Here is a 22,259-nt window from a genome sequence, read left to right on the forward strand (position 1 = left end):
ATATTATTGAGACTCGGAACTGAGATGGCGGTAGAGGGTGGCGCGTGAGACGCCCAACCGCGACGCGATCTCGTCGACGGACCCTTCGCCCGCATCCCGCATGCGGCGCGCGTCGGCCACCATCTCGGCGGTCATGACGCCGGGGCGTCCGCGGCCCGGCGAACGGGGTGCGGAAGGTTCGGATCGCGGTCGTGCCGGGCGGGAGCGCCGGGCCGGTCGCCGATGGCCCAGCAGCCGGGTGATGCCGTCGAGGATCGCGGCGCGCAGTGCGGCGGCGGGCTGACCGGCGAATATCGTCACCGGATCGCTCAGCGCGGCGTAGACCTGCGCGGCTCGCACGCGGTCGGTGAAATCGGGATCGGGTCCGGCAATCAGTTCCTGGGCGGCCAGGGCGAGGTCGCGCATGCGCGCGAAGGCCGCCGGATCGGCAGCGAGCGCCTGATCCTGCATCTGGATCCGCAGCAGCATGCCGTGCGCCAACGCGACGTCGAGGATGCCCTCGACCACCGCCCAGCATCGGCTCGCCGGATCGTTCAGGGTCCTGGCCGCGGCCACCACCGCCTCGCTCTCGGTCAGCAGCGGATCCATGAGCGCCGCGACGATATCGCCCTTGCTCGGGAAGTGATACAGCACAGCGGTTTTCGTCAAACCGACGCTTTCGGCGATCTCCCGGACGGACACCGTCGTGTAGCCGCGCACCGCGAACATCTCCAGCGATGTCTCCAGGATGCGCGCGCGCGAGTTGTCGGCCATGGTCCTCGACCCTACCCCTTGACTGACCTCCGGTCAGCCGCGTACCTTCGGAAATCTGACCGTCGGTCAATAATTTTGAGACTGGAGTCGCACAATGAACAACGAACGAATCCTCATCTCCGGCGCGGGCATCGCGGGCCAGGCCGCCGCATATTGGTTCTCGCACTTCGGATTTCGGTCGACCGTCGTGGAGCGGGCTCCGGGTCTGCGCCTTGGTGGTCAAGGGGTCGACGTGCGGGAGCAGGCCATCGAGGTCATCGAGCGGATGGGCCTGGCGTCCCGGGTGCGGGCGGCGGCAGCCGACGTGCGGGGTATGCAGTTCGTCGATCGTGTGGGCAAACCCGTCGCGCGGATCGATATTCAGCGGGTCAAGGAGAAGATCGACAGCGCCGAGGTGGAGATCATGCGCGGTGATCTGGTTCGGATGCTGTACGAAATCACCAGTGGGAGTGTGGAATACCGATTCGGTGACGCGATCGTGTCGCTGGATCCCGAGAGCGACGGTGTCACCGTCGGTTTCGAGCGCGGGCGGTCGGAGCGGTTCGATCTGGTGGTGGGCGCGGACGGGCTGCATTCGGCGGTGCGGCGGTTGGCGTTCGGTCCCGATGCGGAGTTCGTGCGCCACATGAATCACTATTTCGCGTTCGGTGACGCCGATGCCGCGCTCGGGCCGGATCGTTGGGTCACCCTGTACAACACGCCCGGCACCGTGGCCGGGATCTATCGCTCCGGCAACCACGAACAGGCCAAGGTCTATCTCGGATTCCGCAGTCCCCGTGTGGATTTCGATCCGCGTGACACGACCGCTGTGCATCGGATACTGATCGATCGCTTCGGCGGCGAAGATGCCTGGCAGGTACGAAACCTGCTCGACAACGCGCTCGCGGACGAGGAGTTGTTCTTCGACTCGCTCGCCCAGGTCCACCTGCCGTCGTGGGCGTCCGACCGGATCGTCCTGGTCGGTGACGCCGCCTACTGCGCCTCGCCGGTCTCGGGCGCCGGTGCGGAACTGGCGCTCACCGGCGCTTACCGTCTGGCCGGAGAACTCGCCGCGGCGAACGGCGGATACCGCAGGGCCTTCGGCGAATACGAGCGCGCGCATGGTCCGGTCGTCACCGAGAAGCACCGGATCGGCCCGAATCTGCGAATGATGATCCCGCGCACCAGATTCGGCATCGCCGCCCGCAATACGATCACGAGGCTGCCGATCATGGAATCGCTGGCCGGGATGGAACGCATCATGGCGCCGCGCACCCCGACCCCGCTGCCCGATTACGAGCGGGTGCTCTGCGGGGTGTGAGCGCGAGGGTGCGCCTGCGGTGACGCCCGAACGGTGCATGCGGTCGCAAGGCGGGCGCAAGGGCGGTGCAATGGTCGCCGGTCATCGTCGATGTCATGACTGATTCGGTAACAATCATCGGTGCGGGACTCGGCGGTTTGATGTTGGCGCGGGTGCTGCACGTGCACGGAATTTCGGCCACGGTGTACGAGGCGGAGACCTCGGCGACCGCGCGGGCCCAAGGCGGGATGCTCGATATCCACGACTACAACGGGCAGATCGCGGTGCGTGCGGCGGGGCTGACGGACGAGTTCGAGGGACTGATTCTCGAAGGGCGCCAAGCGATGCGGTTCCTGGAGATGGACGGCAGGGTGCTGTACGAGAAGGGGGACGACGGGTCGGGCGGGCGGCCCGAGGTGCAGCGCGGTGAGCTGCGGCAACTGCTGCTCGACGCGCTGCCCGAGGGCACTGTGCGGTGGGGATGCAAGGTGCGGGAGGTGCGCGCGCTCGGTGGCGGGCGGCACGAGGTGAGCTTCGCCGATGGCGGCACGGTCGTGACGGAACTGCTGGTCGGAGCCGATGGCGCCTGGTCGAAGGTGCGGCCGCTGCTGTCCGACGCCGTGCCCGAGTACACCGGGATGTCGTGCGTCGAGACGTACCTGTTCGACGCCGACGTCCGGCACCCGGCGACCGCGAAAGTCGTTGGGGGAGGGTCGATGAGCGTGCACGGGCCCGACGCCGACCGGCAGATCCTGGCGCACCGGGAACGCGGTGCGACCCTGCACGCGTACGTCATGTTCACCAGGCCGCTGGACTGGTTCGCCACCATCGATTTCACCGACGCGGCCGTGGCCACCGAACTGGTCGCGCGCGAATTCGACGGCTGGGCAACGGAAGCCACCGCATTGATCACCGACAGTGACACCGCGCCCCTGCTCCGCTCCCTCTACACCCTGCCGATCGGACACCGCTGGGAGCGGGTGCCTGGCGTCACCCTGGTCGGCGACGCCGCCCACCTGACCGCCCCGAACGGCGAAGGCGCCAACCTCGCCATGCTCGACGGCGCCGAACTCGCCCGCGCCCTGGTCGCGCATCCCGACGACGTCGAGGCGGCGCTGGCCGAATACGAGCAGGCCATGTTCCCGCGCAGCGCCGCGGTCGAGGACGAGACCGCCATCTTCGAGGAACTGTTCGGCGGTGAGATCCCCGAGGCGCTGGTCGGGCTGTTCGCGCCGCAGGAGTGAACAGCTAGGCGTTGGAGCCGCGCCAGGCGAGGGTGCCGCCGTCGACCAGCCAGACGACGCCGTTCACGAACAGGGCCTTGTCGCTGGCCAGGAAGCACAGGAGTTCGGCGATCTCGTCGGGTTCGCCGAGCCGGGGGACGAGCTGGGTGCCGGTGAGTTTGCGCAGGGCTTCCTCGGGGTCGCCCATGGTGTCGAGATAATCCACCACCATCTCGGTGCCGGTCAGGCCCGGGGCGAGGGCGTTGACGCGAATTCCCGAGGGGGACAGTTCCATTGCCAGGTTCTTGGTGAGCAGGCCCAGGCCGCCCTTGCTCGCGCCGTAGGCCGTGCAGCCCGGGAAGGCGACGAACGAACCGGTGGAGGCGGTGTTGATGATCGACGGGTTCCGGGTGCTCGACTTCAGGTACGGCAGTGCGTATTTCGCGCACAGCCAGGGGCCACGCAGGTTGATGCCGAGCACCTCGTCGAACGTCTCCACCGGCATATCCGCAAGGGACAGTTGGGAAGTCAGCGCCGTCTCGGTGACGCCGGCGTTGTTGTGCAGCACGTCGATGCCGCCGTAGATCGCGGCGGCACTGGCCATCAGCTGCTCGACCTGCTCGGGGTGGCGGACGTCGCACGCGACGAACGACGCCTCACCTCCGGCGGTGCGGATCTGTTCGACCACATCCTTGCCGCGTTCGGCGCTGGTCCCGGAAACGACGACATTCGCGCCGTATCGAGCGGCAACTCGTGCGCAACCCGCGCCGATACCCTTGGTCGCCCCCGTGATCACGAATGTCATATCCGCGAAGTTGTATGGCATGCCTTGTCCTTCAACATGAAAAGCCAGTCAGCGCAGCCTCATCGGGCTGCGCTGGCGCTGAGCTTACACACGAATCGGACATGCGCGAGGTCGGGGAAATCTCGTTACCTGCGTTTCCTTGCCGGTAACTCTCTCGTTGCCGAATTGATTGATATGCAAGGAGTTCCGACTCTTGCGTGAGCCCTATCGGTATGAGTAGCGGAAGACCGGGACGTCGAGCTTGCGGCTCGCCGGACGCAGCGCCCACGATGCCACGGCGCAGGCCGCGAGTGCGCCGGTCTCGAACAGGTGGGCCGCCGCCGAGCCGTGCGCGACATGTGCGGCGAAAGCGCCGGTGAGGTCGAAAAACATGCCCGCATAGGCCCATTCCTTCATCACCGGGAACCTCGGCGCGAGAATCGCCATGGCGCGAGGACTTTCCAGAATGGTCATGACATAGTTCGGATAACCAACTCCGTCATGCCCGCTGCGGTGCCGCTGATGTGCAGCAGGTCAGCGATGCGCCTGAGGTGCGGATCTGCCTGCGGCGCATCAGATCCAGGCATAGGCGGGTGATTGCGGTGGTGGGCAGCGCGGGCGGGTCCTCGACCGTCTCGACCCGCGACAGGCGCAGCCACGCCTCCTGTGCCACGTCGTCCGCGTCGGCGTTCGTGCCGAGGACACGGGTCGCGATCGCGGTCAGCCCGGGCGTTCGGTCTCGAGTTCGGACTCATTCGTGGCCTCGTCCTTGCGGCTGGCACGTCGAGGTCCAATTCTGTTGTGTCGCACGGGCGCATTGGCGCTGCCGTCGACTGCTCCGGACCGGAAGCGGCGGCCCATCCTGTGGTAAGTGCGGTCGATTGTCGGGTAGTGCCTTTGGGTCGTGTACGGCAGCATGGTTGGTATGGAGTTGATCATCTCTGATGAGTTGCCGTCGGTGGGCGGTCGTGTGGTGGGGTGCGGCTGGATTGGGTTGGCGTCCGGGTGGATGTCGATGAGGGGCGAGCGGGTTGAGGTTGGGGAGGTGGGCGGATGTCCGGGGTGGTGACTGTTGACCTGCATCCGGTGTTTCGTAGTGATCGGGATATCGATAATGCGGTGCGGTCGGCGTTGTTCCGGGCGGCGGGGCAGCGGGCGACGCTGGTGGAGATCATTCCGGGGAAGGGGGCGGGGACGTTGAAGAAGCGGGTGTTGGGGTTGTTGCGGCAGCCGCATATGCGGAAGTTGTATCGGAAGGTCGAGGTGGATCCGAAGAACGAGGGGCGCATTCTGATTCATCTGTGAACGCGGGTGCGGCGTGAGGGAGGTTTCATCGCAACGTAACGTGCGGAATGTTCATCCCATCAACATTGCGGACTAGCGTTCGGGCGATGAGCTACCCGGATGACTTCGACAGCGGACTGCGCGCGGCCTTCCTGCGTTACGAGCGGGCGCTCATGCGGAACGATCTGGTCGAGCTCGACGCGCTCTTCGCGGCGGGGGAGCGGCCGATTCGCAGCGATCCCGCCGTGACGTTGGCGGGACATCGGGCGATTTCCGAATTCCGCTCGGGCCGGGGTGGGGCGCCGCCGCGCGAGTTGGTGCGGGTGCATGTGCGGAATCTCGGTCCGGACCGTGCGGCCGTTGTCGCCGAGACGCGGCGGGGCGATGGGGCGCGCGGTATTCAGACGCAGGTGTGGGAGCGTTCGGGCGACGGCGTGTGGGCGATTGCCGTGGCGCACGTATCTGCCAGTGCTGCAACAGATCCCAGTCTCCCAATCGCGAGTGATGTGGGGGTATGGCGGGTGCTGCCAGAGGTGGAAGCGTCCTTGATTGGTGAGGGGCAGCTGGGGCATGCGCGGGTGGCGGTGAAGGATTTGTTCGCGGTGGCTGGGTATGCGGTTGGGGCGGGTAATCCGACGTGGTTGGCGGAGGCTGCGATTGAAGTCGAGCATGCTGACGCGGTGGCCGCATTGTTGGGGGCCGGGGCTAATGTGGTCGGTATTGCGGCTACGGATGAGTTGGCATTTTCGCTCAGCGGAGTCAACGGGCACTACGGGGTGACGCCGAATCCAGTTGCACCGCAACGAATCTGTGGCGGTTCGAGTAGTGGCCCGGCAGCCGCTGTCGCGGGTGGGCTGGCCGATATCGGACTGGGTACCGACACTGCCGGATCGATTCGGGTACCGGCGTCGTATTGCGGTCTCTATGGGTTGCGCACCACGCACGGTGCGGTGTCGCTCGGCGGTGTGGTGGGGTTGGCGCCGAGTTTCGACAGCGTCGGGCTGCTGACTCGCGACCCGGAGTTGCTCGCGCGTGCTGCCGCGGCGTTGTTGCCGGGGCAGCGGTCCGTGCCGATCCGAACCATCCTGGTGGCACCGCAGCTGTCGGAACTGCTCGAACCCGATGCACACCAATCATTTACAGCTGCGGTGCAGGCATTGACCATGCGGCATGCGGCGTCCGGTGGCGAGTTACCCGCACCTCGGCCGACCGAACTACCACTGCCCGAAGGTATCGGCATCGACGAGGCACTGGGTGCTTTCCGGACGGTGCAACTCGCCGAAGCGTGGCGTATGCACGGGAACTTCGTCGAGGCTCATCCCGACGCACTGACCCCCGATGTCGCCGCGCGATTCCGTGCCGGACGCGACATCGATGCGGCGACGGAAGCTGTTGCCCGGCAACTGATCAGCGAGATACGCAAAGGCTGGCACGATCTCTTGCAGCCCGGCGTGGCGCTGGCATTGCCATCGGCGTCGACGGCCGCCCCGCGGATCGATACCGACCCGGAGCAGATGGAGATCGTGCGCCAGGCGACGTTGCGGCTGACCTGCCACGCCTCGCTGGCGGGCCTACCCGCGCTATCGATTCCGCACGCACAGTCGGGCGATCTGCCGGTCGGCGTCTGCCTGCTGGCCGGGCCACACCAGGACACCAGCCTCACCGAGTTCGTCGCGAAACCCCTTGTGGAACAGGACTGATGGATGACACGCAACACCTGGACACTGTCCCCCGACCACGCCGATCTGCGTCGCCCGGAACGTCCCGCACGCCCCCTGACCATCCCGGCCGCCCCGCAGCGGCTGACCCTCGACCTCGCCCGGACCGCACTCCTGGTGATCGATCTGCAAAACGATTTCTGTCATCCCGACGGCTGGCTGTCGGGGATCGGAGTCGATACGACGCCGACCACGAGCGCGGTCACGGGCGTGCGTGAGTTCCTGCCGGTACTCCGGGCAGCCGACGTGCCGATCGTCTGGGTGAACTGGGGCAACCGCCCGGACCGCGCCAACCTTCCACCCGGCGTACTGCACGTCTACGACCCGGCAGGTGCAGACACTGGAATCGGAAGCCCTGCAACTACTTCCAGCACGGCAGTACTCCAGGAAGACAGCTGGGGAGCCGCCATAGTAGACGAACTCGACTCGGCCACAACAGATATCCACATCGACAAATATCGAATGAGCGGATTCGTGGACACCGCACTGGATTCGGTACTGCGCAACCTGCGCGTGGACACCCTGCTCTTCGCCGGAGTCAACGTCGACCAATGCGTCCTGGCAACCCTCATGGACGCCGCCAACCTCGGCTACGACGTAGTACTGCTCACCGACGCCGCAGCCACCACCTCACCCGCGTACTGCCTCGACGCGACCATCTACAACGTCCGCCAGTGCTTCGGATTCACCGCCACTGCCAGCGATTTAGCCGATGCGATGGCCGAACACAGCCCTGCGCAGTAGCTTTCACACCTGGATAGTCGCTGCGATAGCCCGGCCACCCCTCATCGATGGCCGGGCCACTCTCACAGTTCCAGCACCAACCGCCCACCCGCGCAACGCGATACACAGATCATCATCGATTCCCCCTCGGCACGCTCCTCCGGCGACAACACCGCATCCCGATGATCGATCTCGCCGCTGACCACCTCGGTTTCGCAAGTGCCGCAGGCGCCTTCACGGCACGAGGACGCGGCGAGGACGCTGTGCTCCTCGGCCATTTCGAGGATCGAGCGCCCCGGCGGAACGGTCAGGATGAGTCCGGATCGGGCCAGCGACACCTCGAACGCAACGTCATCGGCCGTGGTCGTGGCGAGTGCGGCGAAACGTTCGGAGAATACGTCGACCGCGGGCAGTTCGCGACAGGCATCCTCGGCAGCGGCGATCAAACCGGCTGGGCCACAAACGAAGACAGCGGTTCCCGGACGTGCATCGGCAAGCAGGGCAGCGACATCGATCCGATCCTGAAAGCCCGACTCGTGCACGGTCACCGCCGAGCCGTAGAGGTCACGCAACTCGTCGGCGTAGGCCATCGCCTCCGCCTCACCACCGGTGTAGACCAGCCGCCAGGGCCGCCCGCTATGTTGCGCCGCAGCGGCCAACGGCAGCATCGGCGTGATGCCGATACCACCGGCAACCAGAATATATTCCAGCGCGCGAACAAGCGGAAAGTGGTTGCGCGGCGGCCGAATTGCGACAGTGCTACCCGGCAACAACGTCTCGTGCATGCGGATCGAACCACCGCGACCGCCCGCCTCGCGCAGCACGGCGATGCGGTAACACCCCGGGTCCTCGGGCGTGGAACACAGCGAGTACTGCCGCACGGTGTCGTCCGCGAGTAACACATCGATGTGAGCACCCGGTTCCCAGCCGGGCAGCGGGCCGCCGTCGGGACGGGCAAGAGTGAACTCGACGATATCGCGTGCCACCTGCCGACGTGCACTGACGACGACGGTAATGGGTTCAGGATTTGTCATCGGGGCCTTCCGAATCTTGGTGCCCCACCGGATTATTCGTCCCAGCCACGGGATGCTGCGCCGCACCGGCCGCCTTGACGACGATCAACCGGGCGCTCGCGCAATCCACCACACGCCACCGGTGCGGTGTGCCGCCAGTGTAGTAGAGACTGTCCTCCGCGGCGAGCCGAGCCTGCCCCTGATCGCCCAGGTCGGTGATGATCGCACCCGAGACGACGTACACCCATTCGTCCTCGTCGTGCACGAAATACGGCCCGAATTCGGTGTGCACCTCGGTGAATTCCTGCGGATAGAACGCCGCGCGACCGTGCACGAGCAGCCGCGTGGATCCCTCTCCGGAGCCGGAACTCGCTGTGCTGCGGGGCAATTGGAGACCATCGTGGGATCGGATGACGCGCGCCTCGGCGGTGCCATCTCCGGCGGTGGCGACGCCGGTCGTCCCGCTGTCGGCGGCGATCATCAGCTCGACCTGGGTGGTGTCCAGCGCGTCGGCCAGCCGCGCCAGGGTCATCATGCTCGGCCGCGCCAGACCGCGTTCGAGCTGACTCAGGAACGGGTGGGAGAGCTGGACCTGTTCGGCCAGCTGCACCAGTGTCAGGCCGAGATCGCGACGCCGCCTGCGCAATTCGGCGCCGAGTGCGCGATACCGGTCGTCGGGGCCACTCTTGGTCACGTTGTCCACCTTCGCATCACACGCCGTCGATCCAACTTCGGCGCCGGGACCGCGAGTTAACAAGACCGTAGCCGGACTGTTCACGTGATCGAAACGCCGTACCTGGATAGTCATAAATGTTGATGAGATCAACATAGCTCAGTGTCGAGTCCCGCCGACCAGCCACGGGGCGGGCCACCGAAATCTGTTCCCCTCACGGAGAGCTCGTATGGATCATGCACTACCGCAGCGTATTTCGCGCCTCTGCGGCGCGAGGCTGCCCGACGGCTCGGTGGTCGATATCGACATCCGGTCCGATACGGCCGGACCGCCCATCGTCGCCGCCGTCCGGCCTGCCGCGGGTTCGCCCGCAGCCGATTCCGGCACCCTGGACCTGACCGGGTATCTGTTGCTGACCGCGCCCGCGGAGCCGCACGCGCATCTGGACAAGGCGTTGTCGTGGGACACCCTCGCGCCTCCGTTCGGCGACCTGGGTGCGGCAATCGCCAACTGGCGCAACGGTAGTCGCGTATTCACCGCCGAATCGTTCCGGGAACGCGCCACTGCCGCCGCGCTGGCGCTGGTACGCAACGGCGTCACCGCGATCCGCACGCACGTCGACATCCTCGAGGGTCCCGATCCGCTGCGCGGCATCGTCGCGGTCGATACCGTGCGGACGCGACTGCGCGGGCTCGCAGACCTCGAGATCGTCGTGATGGTGCCCTCCCACGCCGACACCGAACTGGTGCACGCGGCCCTGGACGCCGGTGCGGACCTGGTCGGGGGCGCACCGCACGTCGCGCCGGACCCGGTCGCCGAGACCATCCGCCTGCTGCGCCTCGCACACGAGCGGGATATCGGTGCTGACCTGCACATAGACGAATTCCTGCACGGTGACCACCACACCTTCGCCACCTTCGCCGAACAGGTCGAACACTGGCCGCCCGAGCGCCCGCGCACCGCCGGACACTGCTGCCGACTGGGCACCATGCCCGAGAACGAACTCGCCGAATTGCTGCGGGCGGTGGCGCGCAGCGGTATCGGCGTGGTCAGCCTGCCGCTGACCAATCTGTATCTCCAAGGCTGGGACGACCCGGTCGCCACACCGCGCGGCCTGACCGCGATCAACGCGCTGCTCGACGCCGGAATACCGGTCGCCGCAGGTGGCGACAACGTGCGCGACCCGTTCAACCCCGTCGGCCGCAGCGATCCGCTGGAGACCGCCGCGCTGCTCATCGCCGCGGGACACGTGGCCCCCGAGACCGCGCTGCGGCTGATCACCGACGGCGCCCGCGAGGTGCTCGGACTACCCGAGGCGGGCGCGAAAGTCGGTGCGCGAGCGGAGTTTCTGGCCGTGCGCGGCGACAGCCTGCTCGACGTCCTGGCCAATGCGCCCGCCGACCGGATCGTCATCCACGACGGTGCGGTCGTCTCGATCAGCCGCACCGAACACCGTTTCGCCGAATTCGCCGCAGTGGAGGTCTGATGCCGCTCACCATGAATACCGCGCCGCCGCGCGAGGGCAGTCAAGTGCTCGGATTCCAGGCGGCCGAGCTCACCTACGCCGACGGCACCGTCGCACTGAGCGGGGTCGATCTGAGCGTGCGCGCGGGCGAATTCGTCAGTGTCGTAGGGCCTTCCGGCTGCGGCAAGTCCACGCTGCTGCGCATCGCCTCCGGGCTGGAGTCCACCACCGGCGGTTACACGCAGGTGGGTGCGAATCGGGTCGGCTACGTCTTCCAGGACGCGACGCTGCTGCCGTGGCGCACGGTCCGGGACAATGTCGCGCTACTGCCCGAACTGGATCACGTCGGCAAGGCCGAACGCTACCGTCGCGCAGCCTCCGCGATCGAACTGGTCGGACTCACCGGATTCGAGAAACACCTGCCGCGCAGGCTGTCCGGCGGTATGCGGATGCGCGTGTCGCTGGCGCGCTCGCTGACCATCGATCCCGAATTGTTCCTGTTCGACGAGCCTTTCGGCGCGCTGGACGAGATTACCCGCGAACGCCTGGGCACCGAGATCACCGAACTGTTCGCCGCCCGCCGCTTCGCCGGACTGTTCGTCACCCACTCGGTGACCGAGGCGGTATTCCTGTCCTCGCGGGTCGCGGTGATGTCCGGCCGCCCGGGCCGCATCGTCGACGAGGTCGACATCCCGTTCGACTTCCCCCGTCGCCCGGAGATCCGCTTCACCCCGGAGTTCGCCGCCCTGGCGAGCCGAATCTCCCTGGCGCTACGAGGAGGTCACGCATGAGAACCCGAATTCCGGAGGCAGAGAAGGTGACCGATGAACCAGCCCCCGAATCCGAAGCGATTCAAGATGATCCGACCGGCTCCCGGGCTGCGTTCGGCCCTGATGCACCCGAAATTGACTCCGAGACAATGATTTCCGAGGCAGCGCCCGTTCGAACAGTCGAAGCCGAGCCTGCTGTGCCGGTCGATTCATACCGGGTGCCGACTTCAGGCGGCGTCGGGGCCGATGGCGAGGCGCTGGTAGCCGGAGCGACGAGTGCCGAAGTGCCCTCGGTTCCCGAGACGGGGGCAGTGATTTCCGAGACAACCTCCGCCCGTGGCGGCGAGTCCGAGCCTGCGCCGGTTGACACGGGCGGGATATCGACTTCGGACAGTTTCGATGCCGATGCCGATGCCGATGCCGATGCCGATGCCGATGCCGATGCCGATGCTGATGCTGATGCCGATGCCGATGCCGATGCGGCTGCGGTCTTCGAATCCGAGGAAGGAGACGTGTCCCCGGTGGTATCGAGTATGGACGTGCTCGGAGTGGGGGCCGAGACCGATGTAGTTCCGGCCGATGTGATCGAGTCCGAGCTGACGAGTCCTGCCGGTGCCGAGGGTGAAACATCCTCTGTCGCAGTCGAACCCGCGCGCAAACGCCTTTTCGCCGGACGTCGGCGGCTGGCGCCCGTACTCGGTCCGGCGGCGGTGCTCGTGCTGGTGCTGGCGGTCTGGTACTTCGCGAGTTACGAAATTCTGTCCCCGGCACGCAGGTTTCTGTTGCCGCCACCGCACGAGGTGATCACGAAGGGGCTGCTGGGACCGGCCGCGCCGGATATGTGGCAGGCGTTGGAGCGGACCGCGACCGTGGCGGGGGTCGGGTTGGTGATCGCGATCGCGATCGGGGTGGGGTGGGCGGTACTGATGTCGCAGGCGCGGTGGGCCGAGGTGGCGCTGTTTCCGTATGCTGTTGTGCTGCAATGCCTGCCGATTCTCGCGCTGGTGCCGCTGATCGGGTTCTGGTTCGGATTCGGTTTCGTGGCACGGGTTTTCGTCTGTGTGCTGATCGCGTTGTTCCCGGTGGTGTCCAATACGCTGTTCGGCCTGCGGTCGGTGGATCGGGGATTGCGTGAGCTGTTCGCGTTGCGCGGTGTCGGCCGCCTGACCGTGCTGCGCAAACTCGAATTCCCGGCCGCGCTGCCCGCCATCTTCGCCGGTGTGCGGATCTCGGCGGGCCTGTCCATCGTCGGCGCGATCGTCGGCGATTTCTTCTTCAAGCAGGGCGATCCCGGAATCGGTATCCTCATCGACAACTACCGATCGCGTTTGCAGGCCCCGGAATTGTTCGCCGCCGTCCTGCTCGCCGCGGCGCTGGGCGTGGTGGTGTTCACCGTATTCGGCTGGCTCTCCCGCCGCGCCGTCGGTTCCTGGTACGACGACGCACGCAACTGAATTCTCCCAAACCGCTTCTCCCCCTTTGTGAGTGATGATGTCAAGTATTTCCCGCCGGTGGCAGCTGATTTCCGCGGCCGCGGCCCTGTGTCTGGCCACCGTGACCGGATGTTCCGGAACCGACAGTCCCGCAGCGATTTCCGGCTACAGCGGCCCGATCGGCACGATCGATCTGAAGTCCGTCTGCCCCGCCAAGGTCGTGATCCAGACCGACTGGAATCCGGAGGCCGAACACGGCGGCTTCTACGAGCTGCTCGGCCCCGACCCGGTCATCGACGCGGCCGGTAAGAAGGTCAGCGGGCCGCTGTTCGCGCACGGCCAGTACACCGGCGTGGACGTCGAGATCCGCGCGGGCGGCCCGGCGATCGGCTCTCAGACGGTGACCTCGCAGATGTATCAGGACCAGTCGATCATGCTGGGCCTGGTCGACTCCGACACCTCGATCCAGAGTGCCGCGACAACCCCGACGACCGGCGTTTTCGCGCCGTTCGACAAGAGCCCGCTGATGATCATGTGGGATCCCGCCACGTACCCGAACGCGCACGCCATCGCCGACCTGAAAACCGCGGGCGCGACCGTGCTGTACTTCCAGGGCGCGACCTACATGGACTATCTGACCGGTGCCGGACTGCTGAACAAATCGCAGGTGGACGGCAGTTACGACGGAACTCCGGCGAATTTCGTCGCGGCCGGCGGCAAGAAGGCGCAGCAGGGTTACATCAGCTCGGAACCGTATCTGTACGAACAGAAGATCGCGCAGTGGCACAAGCCGGTCGCGTACCAGCTCGTGCACGACACCGGTTTCCAGGCGTACAAGGGCGCGCTGAGCGTGCGTTCGGGGCAGCTCGAATCGCAGGCGGCGTGTTTGCAGCGGCTGGTGCCGGTGTTGCAGCGGGCCGAGGTCGACTACGTCGCGGATCCGAGCCGCGTCGACGCGCTGATCGTGCAGGCGGTGGACAAGTTCGACACCGGCTGGGTGTACGACCAGGGCAATGCCGCCTTCGCGTTGCAGCACATGCGGTCGGACGGTGTGATCGCCGGTTCGGGCACGCTGGGCGGCTTCGACACCGCGCGGTTGCAGCATCTCATCGATATCACCAAGCCGATCTTCGCCGCACAGAAAGTGACTGTGCCACAGGGAATTACGCCAGAACAGGTGGCGACGAACCGGTTCATCGACCCGAAGATCGGACTCACCTCGTGACCGCCGCACCGAGCCGCGCCGCGTTACGTCCGGAGTTCGGTCCCGAGGACGTCGACGCGCTCGTCGACGATCTGCTGGCGTTGCTCGGACCGCGCGGGGTCAGCACGCTCGATCGGGCCCGCGACCGCGCGTCCCGGGACGGTTCCGGGCTGAGCCCGATCCTCTCGGCGCAACAACCGCTGGGGCGGCCCGACGCGGTCTGCTACCCGAAGACGGCGGCGCAGATCCCCGCCATCGTGCGGGCGGCCGTGCGCCGCGGCGTCCCGATCACCGCGCGCGGCAAGGGTACCGGTAACTACGGCCAGGTGGTGCCGCGTTTCGGCGGGCTGGTGATGGATATGACCTCGCTCGCGCAGCTCACCGGACACACCGAGACGACCATATCCGCGCAGGCCGGAGCCCGAATGCTGACGCTGGAGAAGGCGGCGTGGGCGGCGGACCGGCAGCTGTGGATGTATCCGTCGACCGTGCAGTCCACGCTCGGCGGGTTCCTCGCCGGGGGTTCCGCGGGCACCGGCACCATCGTGCACGGCCGCAACCACATGGGTTTCGTGGAATCCCTCGACGTGGTCTACGGCCACGAGGACGCCGAGATCGTGCACCTCGAGGGGGAGGACGCGCAGCCGCTGGTGCACACCTACGGTGTCGCGGGCGTCATCGTCGCGGCGACCGTGCGGTTGGAGCCGCTACAGGACTGGAAGTGCTTGTACGCCAGCTTCTCTCATCATCGGGAGGCGTTCGCGGCGGCCCGGCGGGTGGCGAACTGCGCGCCCGCGCCGCGGTTGCTGTCGGCCGATTCCGCGCCGATCGTGGACACGCTGCCCGCGGATCCGGCGTTGGTGCGCGGGCGGGCCAGCGTGCGCGGCATCATCGACGCGGCGGCGTTGGAGGAGAGCATCGCGATACTGGAGGCGGCCGGTGGTCGCGTCGAGGCGGTGCGTTCCGGATTGGCGCAGACGGTGCGTATGAGCGCCATCTCCTACAACCATCCGACCTGGTGGTTGCAGAAAGCCGTGCCGGACACCTACTTTCACATGGAATGCCAGGGTGACGCGCTGGTCGAGCGGCTCTCCGAGGTGGAGGCCGTGTACGAGGGCGGCATGCTGCATCTCGAGGCCGGGCACGGCACCATGGCCGGGATGCTCAACGGCGTATTCCACAGTGCCGAACAGGTTTACGCGGGTGTGCCCGAACTCGAGGCGCTCGGCGTCGGCGTGCATTCCCCGCATCAGTCCTATGTCGATCTCGATGCCGATCGGGTCCGGGCGATCGCGCTCGACACCGACCCGAAAGGCCTGCTCAACCCTGGAAGGTGGCGCGCATGACCCTACACACCCGCCAATTCGCGGATCTGTCCACGACCGAGGTCGGCGCGAGCCTGAACCGCGATTCGGTGCTGGTCCTGCCGACCGGCGCCATCGAACCGCACGGTCCGCATCTGCCGCTGCGCACGGATCTCGTTGTCGCGGAAGCGGTTGCGGCCGCGGGCGTCGAGCGGGCGGTGGCCGAGGGCACCGACGCGTGGTTGCTGCCGGGGCTCGGATACACGAAATCCGATGAGCACTCACACTTTCCGGGCGCGATGTGGATCAGCGCCGATACGCTCATGCGGACCCTGATCGATCTCGGGCGCAGTATCGCCGCCACTCCGGCGCGCCGGTTGTTGTTCGTGAACTGCCACGGCGGGAATTCGGCGCTGCTCGAGGTGGCGTTGCGGGAGTTGCGGCGGCGGTTCGATCTACAGACGTTTCTCTATGCCAGATCGGCGAATCCGGGTCCGACCGAGGAGGGGTTCGGTATCCACGCCGGGTGGGCGGAGACGTCGGTGATGCTGCATCTGCGGCCCGATCTGGTGGATATGTCCCTTGCGAAAGCCGCTGTGCCGCACGCACTTACCGAGTACAAGGAGATCGGGTTCGGCAAACCGGTCCGATTCGGCTGGCTGGCGGACGATTTCGACGAGTCCGGCGTGATCGGGGATCCGACCGGTGCCGATGCCGCCATCGGTGCGGAGTTGTTCGGGGCGTCGGTGGACGGTCTGGTGCAGGCGCTGCCGGAGGTCGCGCGGTTCGATCCCGGCCGGGTTCGCCGATGATCGACAGTGGCACAGCGTGTTTCGCGTCGGCGAACGAGTGGTTCGACGTGCGCGAGGTGGCGGCGGGGATTCATCGGCTCGATGAGCCGGGGCATGTGGCGAGTTATCTGGTGATCGGGACGCGGATGGCGCTGCTGTTCGATTCGGGGATGGGGATCGCGCCGGTGTCCCAGGTGGTTTCGGGGTTGACGGCGTTGCCGGTGCTGGTGGTTTCGTCGCATCATCACGCGGATCATCGTGGGGGGAATGCGGATCTGGCTTCGCATGCGGAGGTTGTGGATTTCGCCGCGCATCCTGTTGCGGCGCAAGCTGGTTCCGGGTTCAGGCACGATGCGGTGGATCCGGGGTTTCTCGCGGCGTACACCGTTGCGATGACCGGGGTGGCCGCCGAATACGAGCGGTTTCGGGCTTTGGATGATCGGTACTTCTTCACGCAGGCCCGCTTCGGTCGGATGCGCCCGATGCCCGAGCTGTCCGACTGGCGAATCCCGGCCACACCCGTCACCCGCACTCTTGCCGACGGCGAGGTCATCGATCTCGGTGGCCGTCGCCTCGAGGTGCTGCACACGCCCGGGCACGCTCCGGACACCCTGTGCCTGTTCGAGCGCGAAAGCGGCATCCTGCTGTCCGGCGACACCGTACTGGGCGCGGCACACTGGCTGCACGGCCACGGTGCCGACCCGGTGAGTTTCGCCGCGTCCACGCGTCGGCTTGCTCTGCTACCTGTAGCGAGAGTTCTTGCCGCACACAATCTTTGCTGTGATCTGCCAGCCAGTGCGGTGACCGACGTTGCCACCGCCGCCGACGCACTACTCGCCGACACGACCACATCCAGTCCCGGCCACGACCTACTCGGCCACCCGGTCACCCGTCACGACTGTGGCCCGGTAACTCTCCTGACCGCTCCGGCAGCCCCGCGGCCCACCTGACCGTCGCCGCCCGAATCCCCCGTGCCGCAAGAACATCCGTACTCCGAAAGGACCCGACCATGCCCGGCGAACCCCCCGTAGTACGCCACCTCGAAGACCTCTCCGCATCCCTCATCGCCCCCGGCGACAACGTCCGCCTCTGCACCCTCGCAGGCCCCGAACAAGGTTCCGACACAAGCGTTTTCCTCGAAATCTGGGACCCCGGCGGCTCCCAACCCCTGAACTCCCACCCCGACTCGGCCGAAATCTTCATAGTCCTCTCCGGCACCGCCCGAGCCCACAGCGACCACCACACCACCGACCTCACCCCCGGCGACATCCTCATCCTCCAACCAGGTTCCGAACACCGAATAATCAACACTTCCCCCACAACCCCCCTCCACACCCTGACCATCATGTCCAACGACAACGGCTTCGCCGCCCTCGTCTCCCGCGGCACCTCGGTTCCGCTGTCGACCGACGACATCCAAACTCTCGCAACGGGATTCGGCATCTCCTGACAGGCCCTCCATGCCATCCCCACGAATCTTGCCGCTGCCCCCGACTGCGTGCATCGGAGGCCGGACCAGAACCTGCTCAATCCAGTTCAACCACTTGATGCGGCTATCTCGGTCGCCGTGTCAGGCGTCGAGACGGCAAACCCATTGTTGATACTCCCCGCTGGGAACCGACCTCGGCTCATAGCCCGAGCGCTCGAACAGGCGTTGGCTCGAAAGGTTCGCGGTATGAATATTCGCGGTCGCCAGCACTGCCATCGCCTCGCTTCCGCGCGCGGATTCGAGAACAACGGTGCGTACTTCCGCCAATGTACGGTCCGCGATGCCCCCGCCTTGGCCACGTGCGACTCTGCTTACGCCGATTGCGGCGATATACGCGGAGAAATAGGACTCGGACGCTTCCGGAATCACGTGCGCGACCGCGAGTATCTCGGCGCTGGATACGGACCGCCCGACCACCAGCAGGCTGCCCGCCTTCAAACACTCCGAGCTCCGTCGAAGGATGCTTTGCGCGGTCCATTCCCACGGTTTCGGATGCGGCAATGTTCGCCCGTGTGGAGACTTGGGGCGGGGTTCCGTACAGGTGAATTGCTGGAACGGGTGCTTTCTTGCCTCGGTGCGTTCGGTGATCATGCTCCATCGGATATCGGCAGGATTCACTGCGTGGGCTGGCTATTTGTAGTCAACCATTCCTCCAGGTCGGCATGGCTCGGGCGGGCGGCGAGTACTCGCTCGTAGGCGTCGTCGAACTCGCTGTCATCGTCGGGTTCGGGGAAATCTATGTCGTCTACAGGTACGTCCAGCACCCATGCGAGATATTCGGGTGAGATGGCGCCGGACTCGACTCTGCACTGCAGCGCGTCGACCAGAGCCGACGGGAACATCCGGGTTGCCGACTGCTGCTGACGTACGGTCAACTGGATCGTGCCACCGATCGCTGTTCGGGTTTCGTTCGCGTTGGCGCGAATCAGGCTCGGTGTGGTTTGCGTCAGAGCTGCAACGACTTCCGCCGACACCTGCACGCCCAACGAGGTCAGCCGATTCTTCAATGCCATCGTGGACACGCCTGTGCGCCAGAGTAATTCGGCTACGTCGCGTTCGCTCATCCGTCGCCAATCCTGCTGGGTGATCAGGTTCTCGGGTAGGAGCAGCTCTGCCGCGAATAGATCCGCGGGAGTCTCATCGCTCTTTTTCGGATCGGTCTCTCCGCTGTGGTGTCCGAGGGCAAAATGTGCCAGCTCGTGAGCCAATGACCAATTGCTTCGGAACCAGTACGGTGTCGTCGCGAGTATCACGACTGCCCGTGAACCGATACTCAGCGAGTAGTCGGTCGACAACATCGGCAAGCGGACGACATCGACCCTCAGTCGATTCTCGACGACCTCGTCGTAATTTCTCACGAAATGTTCGCCGAGCATCTCCCGCATGACCGATGCGCTGTCGGGTAGCGGCGCGCTCGGCGAAGGCCCCTCCGGAAAGGCTGCTTCGTAAACTTCGGCTACACGTTGCAAGAGTTCGTCATCACGCCGCCGGCCCGGATTGATTCGAATGCGCTGGCTGGCGTCCCAACTGTGCCGCGCGGCGATTCTGACGCGATGCGGATCCGGCTCGCCGGTCACCAGCCAGTACAGCTCGGTGTCGAGTTCGTCGGCGATCCGGGCGAGTTCGACCGATGAGAACCCTCGCTGTCCGTTCAATGCGCGTGACAACGCGTCGGTCTTCATGCTCACGCGCTCCGCGAGCTGCCGCTGACTCATGCCGGACGGCATACGTGACCGAATCCGATCACCTACCGCCAGCAGTTCCTCGTCCATACGGCCAGTGTAACGAAGATATTGGGAATTTCCCAACACTTTCTGGGTGGGATCGGATGCGGTGATTCCCGGCATGTCCGCCCCCTGTGTGGCGATCGTCGTGCGGTGAGCCGCTCAGGGGCGAGGTCGCCGCCAGGCACGCAGAATCCGGATCGCATAGACAACCCCGCTGACCGCGAACATGGTGGTGGACAAGAGGATCCAGCGTAGGAGGAACGGTTGTTGGGTGGCTCCGGTGGCTGTGTGGAAGGTGGTTGCGCCCTGTTCGATGATGCCGGGGAAGAAGATCAGGAACGACAGGCCGGTGCCGAGGAGGGGGATTCGGAGGTGGTTCAGCGGGGGGATTCGCGGGTGGAAGCGGGTGGAGAGGGTGGTCAGGGTGCGGTCGAGGAGGGCGTAGGCGGGGAAGAGTAGGAGGTCGTGGGCGATGATGGCGGCGGCGAACCAGATTCCGATCGCCTGCCACCAGACGTGGTGGTTCCACAGGGTGTCGAATCCGAGCGTCCAGACGGTGTAGGCGGCGAGGGCGAAGGCCGCCAACAGGACGAGCAGGTGCAGTGGGTGTGCGCCGTAGACGCGCTTCCAGTGCCGGACGAACATCTCACGACCTCCGGAATTCGATGGTGTAGACCCATTTCGTGTTGTGCACGCCCGGCATGGCGGGGACGATGATGCGCGCCGGGTAACCGTGGTCGGGGGACAGGTCCGCGCCGTTCACGCGCAACGCCAGCAGTGCGTCCGGGTCGAGCACCTGATTCGCTTGCAGCACTGCGTGATTGAATGCTCCGGCCCGTTCGAGCGAAGACACCGCTGCCGAAGTGGGGCGCTCGACACCGGCGTGGCGCGCCAGGTCGCGCAGGCGCACTCCGGTCCAGGTCTGCGTCGTGGACCATCCTTCGACGCACGCGATGGGCAGTCGCGCGGAATGCTGTGGCATGGTCAGCAACGTCGCTCGGTCCAGGTGGATCGGAACGGTGCCGCCGAGCAGGCTCAGCGTCCAGGAGTGATCGGTGTCGGCGGTGGTGATACCGGCCGCGATGGCCGTGCGGTTGATCTGAAAGTCGTTGGGGCTGCGGCCTTCTGCGCGTCCACGAGGTAACGGCAGTGCGGCCCGCCGGGTGACTCCGCCGACGGTCTGGCCCGCGGTGAGCACCACGACGAACGCGACCCCACCGCCGACCAGCCCCAGCGCGCCGCGACGGCTGATGGTCGGCTCGGCGGGATCGGTCGCGACCAGACCGTCGGCGTCGGGTGGCTCGGGTTCGGTATCGGCGCGGGACGTACGCAGCACCGCGAAGAATGATCGCGAACGTAGCGCCTCGATCATGCGCGGCAGCTTCACCGCCACATGCGCGACGAATCCGGCGATGAACACCCACGCCCCGAAGTAGTGCGCGGTGTAGAAGGAGAAGCCGAATATGTAGTCGTACTGGATATTCAGGATCCCCGTGGCCATCTCGAACAGCACGCCGCCGACCAACATCACCAACGACACCCGCTCGATCGCCGACGCAATCGACCGCACCGGCGGCCACGCGAACAGCCGCGGAATCACCGACCACAACTTCGCCGCGACGACCGGTACGAGTGCGAGCCCCAACCCGACATGCACCCCCTGCGTGAGCCGGTACAGCCACGACGGCCGCGTCGGCCAGTCGAAACTCGGCAGCGCCAGACCCCCGACCTGCCCCGGCATCGCCTGCCCGAACCGCGGCCCGTACGCGATATATGACAGCAACCCGGTCACCGTAACGATCGGCAGCGCAACCAGCAGCACCACACCGAACACCGACGTCAGCCACGGACCGCGCAACGGGCTGCGCCACCGCGGCCGAATCCGCTCCCGCATCATCACTCCGTCTCCCGTCGCGCGCGAACGACGCGAATCCGTCGGCTTCCGCATTCGAGATCGGCGGTGCCGTGATTCGCTGGCTGTCCGCTGAAGATACGTCGTAACCTGCGGTTTTTGTGGCGGGCAGCGGTGCTCGAGCCGCGATTGGACGGTGTATTCCGATGCCCTGCCTGGGCGGATGACGAAACAGTGACGGACGGGGTGTGGCGGTCCGGAGCGGCTTCCGTGGTGAACCTGTGCGGTCCCGAAGGCCGCGGAAGATCGTGAAGCTGGCTCAGCTGATGGTCGCCGTTATATCAAGGCCCGCAACGTAATTCAGTGCTTCAGCGCCGCCGAGTAGCTCGCGTTCGACGCTGGTCACCACTCTCGAACAGACTCGGGGATCGAGTTGATCGAGGAGTCGGCTCGGGGCACGGGGTTCAGCCGAAGACTTCGTCGAGGGATGTCGCGATCAACATCAGTCCGCCCCACCGTTGGAGAGGGGCTGTGTCCGCGGCTTCGACTCTGTTGACAATCTGGTCGGTGAGCGGCCCGAACTTGATCGTCAGCAGATGTATCAGCACGATGGCTTGCCCCTCGGCGAGCCCTTCGGCGTAGCCCTCCTTGAACCCTTTGGCGTAGCCTCTGGCTTCGAGTTGTTCGGCGGTGGTCATCGTGGTTTCCTTTGCCGCTGGGCCGGGTTGGTGGACGAGTCGGCTCGGGTTGTGGGGTGTCAGCTGAAGACTTCGG

Annotated in this window: 23 protein-coding genes and 1 pseudogene; 13 read left to right on the plus strand and 11 right to left on the minus strand. The window is 66.1% G+C overall.

What is annotated here, in order from left to right:
- Positions 1-3: 3 nt before the first annotated feature.
- A complete protein-coding gene (locus NRB20_RS07045; RefSeq protein WP_153408512.1) occupies positions 4-753 on the minus strand; it encodes a TetR family transcriptional regulator in 750 nt (249 codons plus the stop codon).
- Between the two features lie 94 nt (positions 754-847).
- On the opposite strand from NRB20_RS07045, the gene NRB20_RS07050 reads away from it, so the two are divergent.
- Both NRB20_RS07050 and NRB20_RS07055 read left to right on the plus strand, forming a co-directional pair.
- The gene (locus tag NRB20_RS07050) at positions 848-2,053 is read left to right on the plus strand and encodes an FAD-dependent monooxygenase (protein WP_153408514.1); all 1,206 of its coding nucleotides are present in this window, start codon (positions 848-850) and stop codon (positions 2,051-2,053) included.
- A gap of 95 nt (positions 2,054-2,148) precedes the next feature.
- Complete coding sequence (locus tag NRB20_RS07055) at positions 2,149-3,276, plus strand: FAD-dependent oxidoreductase (RefSeq protein WP_153408515.1); 1,128 nt, start codon at positions 2,149-2,151, stop codon at positions 3,274-3,276.
- A 4-nt stretch (positions 3,277-3,280) separates the two neighbouring features.
- On the opposite strand, the gene NRB20_RS07060 is transcribed toward NRB20_RS07055, so the two are convergent.
- The 3 genes and pseudogenes from NRB20_RS07060 to NRB20_RS07070 form a co-directional block, all read right to left on the minus strand.
- Positions 3,281-4,081 (minus strand): SDR family NAD(P)-dependent oxidoreductase, encoded by an 801-nt coding sequence (locus NRB20_RS07060; protein WP_153408517.1) that lies wholly within the window; start codon positions 4,079-4,081, stop codon positions 3,281-3,283.
- Positions 4,082-4,264: 183 nt separating this feature from the next.
- A pseudogene (locus tag NRB20_RS07065) lies at positions 4,265-4,522 on the minus strand (DoxX family protein); the annotation flags it as partial.
- A gap of 16 nt (positions 4,523-4,538) precedes the next feature.
- Positions 4,539-4,763 (minus strand): sigma factor, encoded by a 225-nt coding sequence (locus NRB20_RS07070; protein ID WP_153408521.1) that lies wholly within the window; start codon positions 4,761-4,763, stop codon positions 4,539-4,541.
- A gap of 329 nt (positions 4,764-5,092) precedes the next feature.
- Here NRB20_RS07070 and NRB20_RS07075 point away from each other — a divergent pair, with 329 nt between their 5' ends.
- The 3 genes from NRB20_RS07075 (at position 5,093) to NRB20_RS07085 (ending at position 7,785) form a co-directional block, all read left to right on the plus strand.
- Positions 5,093-5,344 carry a Smr/MutS family protein gene (locus tag NRB20_RS07075; RefSeq protein WP_153408523.1) on the plus strand — a complete coding sequence of 84 codons (252 nt, stop codon included), beginning with the start codon at positions 5,093-5,095 and terminating at the stop codon, positions 5,342-5,344.
- Positions 5,345-5,430: 86 nt separating this feature from the next.
- Positions 5,431-7,023 carry an AtzH-like domain-containing protein gene (locus tag NRB20_RS07080; protein ID WP_153408525.1) on the plus strand — a complete coding sequence of 531 codons (1,593 nt, stop codon included), beginning with the start codon at positions 5,431-5,433 and terminating at the stop codon, positions 7,021-7,023.
- Between the two features lie 3 nt (positions 7,024-7,026).
- Entirely contained in the window at positions 7,027-7,785 is a 759-nt protein-coding gene (locus tag NRB20_RS07085; protein WP_153408526.1) for a cysteine hydrolase family protein, read from the plus strand.
- Between the two features lie 62 nt (positions 7,786-7,847).
- Here the strand turns inward: NRB20_RS07085 and NRB20_RS07090 are convergent, their stop codons facing one another.
- Together NRB20_RS07090 and NRB20_RS07095 are read right to left on the minus strand one after the other, a co-directional pair.
- Entirely contained in the window at positions 7,848-8,798 is a 951-nt protein-coding gene (locus tag NRB20_RS07090) for a PDR/VanB family oxidoreductase (RefSeq protein WP_153408528.1), read from the minus strand.
- On the minus strand, positions 8,785-9,471 hold the full coding sequence (locus NRB20_RS07095; protein WP_319944575.1) for a helix-turn-helix domain-containing protein: 687 nt from the start codon (positions 9,469-9,471) through the stop codon (positions 8,785-8,787). Before NRB20_RS07095 ends, NRB20_RS07090 begins: the two co-directional genes overlap by 14 nt.
- A 208-nt stretch (positions 9,472-9,679) precedes the next feature.
- Between NRB20_RS07095 and NRB20_RS07100 the strand changes: the two genes are divergently transcribed.
- From NRB20_RS07100 to NRB20_RS07135, 8 genes are all read left to right on the plus strand, one after another.
- Positions 9,680-10,936, plus strand: coding sequence for an amidohydrolase family protein (locus NRB20_RS07100; RefSeq protein ID WP_153408542.1), 1,257 nt, complete (start codon positions 9,680-9,682; stop codon positions 10,934-10,936).
- On the plus strand, positions 10,936-11,706 hold the full coding sequence (locus NRB20_RS07105) for an ABC transporter ATP-binding protein (RefSeq protein ID WP_153408544.1): 771 nt from the start codon (positions 10,936-10,938) through the stop codon (positions 11,704-11,706). Before NRB20_RS07100 ends, NRB20_RS07105 begins: the two co-directional genes overlap by 1 nt.
- Positions 11,707-12,218: 512 nt before the next feature.
- Positions 12,219-13,139: an ABC transporter permease gene (locus tag NRB20_RS07110; RefSeq protein WP_153408852.1), complete on the plus strand. Its 921-nt coding sequence runs from the start codon at positions 12,219-12,221 to the stop codon at positions 13,137-13,139.
- A gap of 34 nt (positions 13,140-13,173) precedes the next feature.
- On the plus strand, positions 13,174-14,343 hold the full coding sequence (locus NRB20_RS07115) for a substrate-binding domain-containing protein (RefSeq protein ID WP_153408545.1): 1,170 nt from the start codon (positions 13,174-13,176) through the stop codon (positions 14,341-14,343).
- Positions 14,340-15,668 carry an FAD-binding oxidoreductase gene (locus NRB20_RS07120; protein ID WP_319944577.1) on the plus strand — a complete coding sequence of 443 codons (1,329 nt, stop codon included), beginning with the start codon at positions 14,340-14,342 and terminating at the stop codon, positions 15,666-15,668. The genes NRB20_RS07115 and NRB20_RS07120 overlap by 4 nt, the downstream gene beginning before the upstream one ends.
- Complete coding sequence (locus NRB20_RS07125) at positions 15,665-16,438, plus strand: creatininase family protein (protein WP_153408547.1); 774 nt, start codon at positions 15,665-15,667, stop codon at positions 16,436-16,438. The genes NRB20_RS07120 and NRB20_RS07125 overlap by 4 nt, the downstream gene beginning before the upstream one ends.
- Positions 16,435-17,367, plus strand: coding sequence for an MBL fold metallo-hydrolase (locus NRB20_RS07130; protein WP_153408549.1), 933 nt, complete (start codon positions 16,435-16,437; stop codon positions 17,365-17,367). Before NRB20_RS07125 ends, NRB20_RS07130 begins: the two co-directional genes overlap by 4 nt.
- A 59-nt stretch (positions 17,368-17,426) precedes the next feature.
- Entirely contained in the window at positions 17,427-17,867 is a 441-nt protein-coding gene (locus NRB20_RS07135; protein ID WP_153408551.1) for a cupin domain-containing protein, read from the plus strand.
- Positions 17,868-17,987: 120 nt separating this feature from the next.
- Here the strand turns inward: NRB20_RS07135 and NRB20_RS07140 are convergent, their stop codons facing one another.
- The 5 genes from NRB20_RS07140 to NRB20_RS07160 all read right to left on the minus strand — a co-directional run bounded on the left by NRB20_RS07140 (position 17,988) and on the right by NRB20_RS07160 (position 22,183).
- On the minus strand, positions 17,988-18,497 hold the full coding sequence (locus NRB20_RS07140) for a hypothetical protein (RefSeq protein ID WP_153408553.1): 510 nt from the start codon (positions 18,495-18,497) through the stop codon (positions 17,988-17,990).
- Positions 18,498-18,520: 23 nt separating this feature from the next.
- Entirely contained in the window at positions 18,521-19,678 is a 1,158-nt protein-coding gene (locus NRB20_RS07145) for a helix-turn-helix domain-containing protein (protein WP_153408555.1), read from the minus strand.
- A gap of 114 nt (positions 19,679-19,792) precedes the next feature.
- Positions 19,793-20,278, minus strand: coding sequence for a hypothetical protein (locus NRB20_RS07150; RefSeq protein WP_153408557.1), 486 nt, complete (start codon positions 20,276-20,278; stop codon positions 19,793-19,795).
- 1 nt (position 20,279) lies between these two features.
- Positions 20,280-21,527 carry a molybdopterin-dependent oxidoreductase gene (locus NRB20_RS07155; RefSeq protein WP_227833241.1) on the minus strand — a complete coding sequence of 416 codons (1,248 nt, stop codon included), beginning with the start codon at positions 21,525-21,527 and terminating at the stop codon, positions 20,280-20,282.
- A 422-nt stretch (positions 21,528-21,949) separates the two neighbouring features.
- Positions 21,950-22,183: a transposase gene (locus NRB20_RS07160; RefSeq protein ID WP_153408559.1), complete on the minus strand. Its 234-nt coding sequence runs from the start codon at positions 22,181-22,183 to the stop codon at positions 21,950-21,952.
- Between the last annotated feature and the right edge of the window lie 76 nt (positions 22,184-22,259).

Origin of the sequence: Nocardia macrotermitis (genome assembly GCF_009604405.1) — a bacterium.
GTDB lineage: Bacteria > Actinomycetota > Actinomycetes > Mycobacteriales > Mycobacteriaceae > Nocardia > Nocardia macrotermitis.